This is a genomic window from Cellulomonas citrea (assembly GCF_009829685.1).
GTDB lineage: Bacteria > Actinomycetota > Actinomycetes > Actinomycetales > Cellulomonadaceae > Cellulomonas > Cellulomonas citrea.
The window spans coordinates 1-5,224 of sequence record NZ_VWSD01000181.1 but is presented as its reverse complement, the minus strand read 5'-3'; the positions used below and the strand labels follow the sequence as shown (position 1 = coordinate 5,224).

4 protein-coding genes are annotated in these 5,224 nt (G+C 72.2%); all 4 read left to right on the top strand.

From position 1 onward, the window contains the following. The first annotated feature begins 112 nt into the window (after window positions 1-112). A complete protein-coding gene (locus tag F2B26_RS14365; RefSeq protein WP_159810531.1) occupies window positions 113-928 on the top strand; it encodes a class E sortase in 816 nt (271 codons plus the stop codon). Between the two features lie 156 nt (window positions 929-1,084). Next, a complete protein-coding gene (locus tag F2B26_RS14360) occupies window positions 1,085-2,125 on the top strand; it encodes a substrate-binding domain-containing protein (RefSeq protein ID WP_159810529.1) in 1,041 nt (346 codons plus the stop codon). A 100-nt stretch (window positions 2,126-2,225) separates the two neighbouring features. Next, on the top strand, window positions 2,226-3,896 hold the full coding sequence (locus F2B26_RS14355) for an Ig-like domain-containing protein (protein WP_159810527.1): 1,671 nt from the start codon (window positions 2,226-2,228) through the stop codon (window positions 3,894-3,896). Between the two features lie 232 nt (window positions 3,897-4,128). Further along, window positions 4,129-5,224 (top strand): hypothetical protein (locus tag F2B26_RS14350; protein WP_159810525.1); only part of this gene is annotated, 1,096 nt, incomplete at its 3' end.

Here is a 5,224-nt window from a genome sequence, read left to right as displayed (position 1 = left end):
CACCACCATCGCTGCGAGGGTGTTGATCACCAGGGTGATGAGGAAGAGCACGAACCCGGCCGTGAGCAGGGCCCGGAGCTGACCGGGGGACGCCTCGCCGAACCGCCCCGCGATGAGGGGCGACACCCGCCTCGTGGTGCTCGGCGCCGTCGTCGTGCTGCTCGTGCTCAGCCTCTGGGCGGTGACCCAGTCGGTGGCGCTCGGCGCCTTGAGCCAGGCACGTGCGCAGGACGTGCTGCACTCGCAGCTGCGCGAACAGCTCGCCGCCCAGACGGCACCGACCGGCCCGGCGACCGTCGGCCAGCCGGTGGCCCTGCTCGCCATCCCGACCCTGGGTGTCGAGCAGGTGGTGGTCGAGGGCACCGCGACCGGTGACCTGCAGAACGGTCCGGGCCACCGGCGGGACACCGTGCTGCCGGGGCAGAAGGGCGTGTCGGTCCTCTACGGCAAGGCTCTGACCTGGGGAGCCCCGTTCCGTTCGATCACGAGCCTCACCGTCGGCGACGGCATCAAGGTGACCACCGGGCAGGGTGAGTTCGTCTACCGGGTGCAGGGCGTCCGTCGGGCCGGCGACCCGCTCCCGGCTGCGTCGGACGGGGCACGGCTGACCCTCGTCACGGTCGACGTCAGCTCGCTCATGCCCGGCGGGGTCGTCTACGTCGACGCGGTGCTGCAGGGCGACCCGGTGACCGGTTCGGGGCACGTCGCGGCGGTGCCGGACTCGGAGAAGGTGCTCGGCACGGACTCCAGCGGTCTGCCGCTGCTCGCGGTGGCGCTCGCGCTGCTGCTGGCCACCCTGCTCGTCATGGTGGTGATGCGCCGCCGGCTGCCTGCTGCGGTGCTCTGGACGCTCGGGGCCCCGCTGCTGCTCGCGGCGCTCTGGTGGGCCGGCACCTGCGCCGGACGCCTGCTGCCGAACGTCTTCTGACCTGCCGCATCGCACCCCGCCGGACGGCGCAGTCCCCAGGTGTCGCACAGGTCGTCCCGCGTTCACGCGACAACGGTGGGCGATTCATCCGGGAACGAGAGGTTCTGACCGGGTCGAGAGGTTCGACCCGATCTGACCGTTTCCGGAAGGGTTCTCATGAAGAACGTCAAGCTCTCGGTCGCCGCGGTTGCCGCGATCGCCGCCGTGCTCGCCGGCCTGACCGCCACCTCGGCCTCCGCCGACCCGACGCCGCAGACCAAGGACGTCGTGGGCGTGGGCTCGGACACCACGCAGATCGCCCTCAACGCCATCGCCGACGGCTACAAGTCCGGCAGCATCTTCAAGCCCGGCTACAACGCCGGTGCGGCCTCCCGGATCTCGTCCTTCGACGCGGTCAACCCGCTCACCAAGGCCGCCGGCGACATGATCAGCCTGCGGGTCAACACCACGCCCATCGCGCGTCCCAACGGTTCCGGCGCGGGCAAGGGCCTGCTGTACGGCTCCTCCAACAACACGGCCGTCAACTTCGCCCGGTCGTCGTCCGCGCTCAACTCGGCCGAGTCCGCCGCAGGCCTCGTCGCCTACCCGTTCGCGGTCGACGAGGTCGTCGCGGGCGTCAAGGGCGGCAGCTCGTACGCCCCGACCGCGCTGAGCGTCCAGCAGCTCGTCGGCATCTACACCGGCGCCATCACCAACTGGAACCAGGTCGGCGGCGCCAACGCCCCCATCACCGCCCTGCTGCCCCAGTCGGGTTCGGGCACCCGCTCGTTCTTCCTCACCCAGCTGCAGAACGCCAACGGTGGCGTCGCGATCACCATCGGCTCGAACGTCATCCAGACGGTCGAGGAGCACGACACCACCGTCTTCACCACCTACTCCAACGCGGTCGTCCCGATCTCGGCGGGCCGGGCGAACCTGGTCCCCGGTTCGACGAGCTTCACCAGCACGGGCACGGCGAGCGACGGCAACACCGCGTTCGACGCCAAGCGCGGCGTCTACAACGTCGTGCGCGGCACCGACGTGAACAAGACGTGGGTGGGCGCCCTGTTCACCGAGAGCGGCTACCTGTGCAGCTCGGCCGCCGCCCCGGCCATCACGGCCGGCGGTCTCAAGCAGCTCGCGACCTCGGCCAACGGCGGTGTCTGCGGCCAGCCGCTCACCGGCACGGCCGGCGTCACCAACTTCACCACCAACTGAGGGCCGGTTCCGGCCCTCCTGAGCTCCACCGTCCGGGGCCCGGCCCCGGCGTGCACCCGACAGGTATGACACCACGCACGTACCGAGAGGTCTGACAATCATGCGCAACTCACGTTCGATCGCCGGTGTGGCGACCGCGACGCTGCTGCTCGCAGGTCTGGGGGTGGCGGGGGCGACCTCCGCCTCCGCCCAGGACGACGGCCCGCTGCAGGTCGGCCACATCTTCCTGTTCAAGAACCACAAGAACCTGGCGACGGCCACCGCGGCCGACCAGGTGACCGGTGGGCCGTCGTTCGCGGGCCGGCCGTTCACCTCGGCCGCCGTGGACGCCTCCTGCCCGGCCGGCACCGCCCAGGTGCAGCTGGTCACGCGTCTGAAGACCGCCGCCGCCGAGGCCAACTGGGACGAGGTCCCGATGGGCGCCTCGGAGGCCTACGTCGAGGACGCCAACGGCCACGCCTACCTCGACACCCCGATGGACAACTTCAACCTGTCGTCCATCCAGATGGCCGTCGGGTCGACCGCCCAGACGCTGCCGCTCGCCCTCGTCTGCATGGACGAGAACGCCGCGACCACCGGGTACTTCACCACTGACGTGACGATCCAGCCGCTGTCCAGCCCGGGCTGGGCGCTCGTGTCGCCCGCGTCGCTCCCGGCCGTGAGCACCACGACGACGCTCGGCACGCTGCCGGCCTCGGTCGAGCAGGGCACGCCGGTCTCGCTGTCCGCGACGGTCTCCCCGTCGTCGGCGACCGGGTCGGTCGAGTACTTCGACGGCTCCACCTCGCTCGGCACCTCGGCCCTCGGCACGCCGCTCGTCGTGAGCAGCCTGGCGGTGGGCACGCACTCGATCACCGCGAGCTACCCGGGCACGACGGGCTTCGGCGCGTCCACCTCGGCCGCGGGCACGGTCGTGGTGACGCCGGTCGCGGCGCGGTCGACCACCACGTCGCTCACCGCGGACGTCGTCACCGGCGCCCCCTACCAGTCGGTCACCCTCACCGCCGCGGTCAGCGCCTCCACGGGGACCGCGACCGGTTCGGTCGAGTTCTTCGACAAGGGTGTGTCCCTCGGCACCTCGCCGCTCACGGCCGGGGCCGCGACCCTCACCCGGAACACCTTCGGCGCCGGTGACCACGCGTTCACCGCGAAGTACCTCGGCAACGCGCCGTACACCGAGTCGACGTCGGCAACGGCTGTGAGCGCCACCTACGTCGCGCTCGGCTCGACCGACCTGCAGACGGTCGACGTGGCCATCCCGGCCGGGTCGATCACCATCACCACCCCGTACAACCTGGCCTACGACGACGAGCAGGGCGTGCACCACGACGCCACCCCGCTGCACCTCGGCTCGGTCACGCTCGACCCGGTGACCTCCACCTTCTCGGCCTCGGCCAAGTTCGGCGACACGAGCGACCCGGCCAAGGCGATCAAGATCACCGACACCCGTGCCGGCAACCTGGGCTTCACCGCGACCGTCCAGTCGGGTGACTTCTCCAACGGCGTCTCGAGCTTCGGTGGCGAGTACGCGGGTCTGACCGGCCTGAACGCGGTCGGCCTGCCCGGCAACGCGCTGAAGAGCACCGACGTGACCCTCACGCCGCACGCGCCGTTCGTCGACGGTCTGGCCACGGCCAAGCCGTTCGCCGTCTACCCGGCGGGCAAGGCGACGGGCACGGTGCTCATCGACGGCACCTTCGGCATCTCCAACGTGCCGTCGTCCGTCACGCCCGGTACGTACACCGCGACCGTGGTGTTCACCGCCAACTGATCGAGGACCTGAGGGCCGGCTCGTCCGGACCGCTGGGCCCAGGAGGGGCGGGGTGCCTCGGCACCCCGCCCCTTCGCCGTGCCCGCGGAACGGCCCGCGAGCCGGCCTGCGGGCACGACGAGGGGCGGACCGCGCGGATGTCCTGCGGACGTCCCGCGGTCGACTCTCGTTCAGCCCGCCGCGGGAGGCTCGGCCGTCACGCCCGCAGATCCGCAGGACGGAGCCAGGACTGATGAGCTCGGTCACCCGCCGCCTGGTCGCGACCTTCGCGACCGCCCTCGTGGTGCTGTCCGCCGTGGTGGCACCGGCCTCGGCACAGCCACGGACCGACGCCCTCGCGTCGGACGGGTCGGCACCCTCCGACGGTTCGACGCCCGGCGGTGACCCGTCACCGTCCCTGGCCACCTTCGGCATCGCACCGGCCTCGCCCGCGGGGCCCGACGGACGTTCGTACGTGGTGATCGGCGCGGCCCCGGGCTCGGTCGTCACCGATGACGTCGCCATCCTCAACCAGTCTGACTTCGCCGTGCCGCTCGACGTCTACGCCTCGGAGGCCACCAACGCCCCCGACGGCACGCTCGCGCTGGCGAACCGGGACGGGCTCACCGATGCCGGCACCTGGGTGAGCCTGGGGGCGTCGCACGTGCAGGTCCCGGCGCAGTCGAGCGCCGGGATCGGGTACGTCGTCGTGCCCGTCACGGTGCGGATCCCCACCGATGCGGTGCCCGGGGACCACGTCGCCGCCGTGATCGCCTCCCTCACCACGTCGGGGTCCGGTGGCGACAACGCCCCGAACCTCACCTTCGAGCAGCGGGTGGGCGCGCGCATCTACGTCACCGTCACGGGGGACGTCGTCCCCGGGCTGGCGATCACCGGCGTGCACACCAGCTACGACCGGGGACCGTGGTGGGGGCTGCTCGGCCGGGGCCGGACCACGGTCTCGTACACGGTGGAGAACACCGGGGACATGAGGGTCGCCGTCGCGGTGCGGGCCCGCACCGCCGGACCGTTCGGCCTGCTGCCGCGGACAGCGGCGGGTGAGCCGGTGGCCGAGCTGCTGCCGCGCGCCAAGGTCCCCCAGACGATCGTCGTCGACGACGTCTGGCCGCTGCTGCGCAGCCGGGTGACCCTCACGGGGACCGCGGGTGTGGCCCCTGGCGGCAAGGCGACCGGACTGGCGCCGGTGGTGGTCGCCACGCACCTGTGGACCGTCCCGTGGGCCTGGCTGGCGGGGCTCGTCCTGCTCCTCGTGCTGGTGCTGGTGCTGCTGCTGGTGCGCCGCCGCAGGGGCCGGCGCTCGTCGGGCGCTGCAGGTCGCGGCGGGCGCC

What these genes read in the sequence shown, in the direction of transcription:
- F2B26_RS14365 (WP_159810531.1), top strand. Translation starts at nt 113, where the DNA reads ATGAGGGGCGACACCCGCCTCGTGGTGCTCGGCGCCGTCGTCGTGCTG.
- F2B26_RS14355 (WP_159810527.1), top strand. Translation starts at nt 2,226, where the DNA reads ATGCGCAACTCACGTTCGATCGCCGGTGTGGCGACCGCGACGCTGCTG.
- F2B26_RS14360 (WP_159810529.1), top strand. Translation starts at nt 1,085, where the DNA reads ATGAAGAACGTCAAGCTCTCGGTCGCCGCGGTTGCCGCGATCGCCGCC.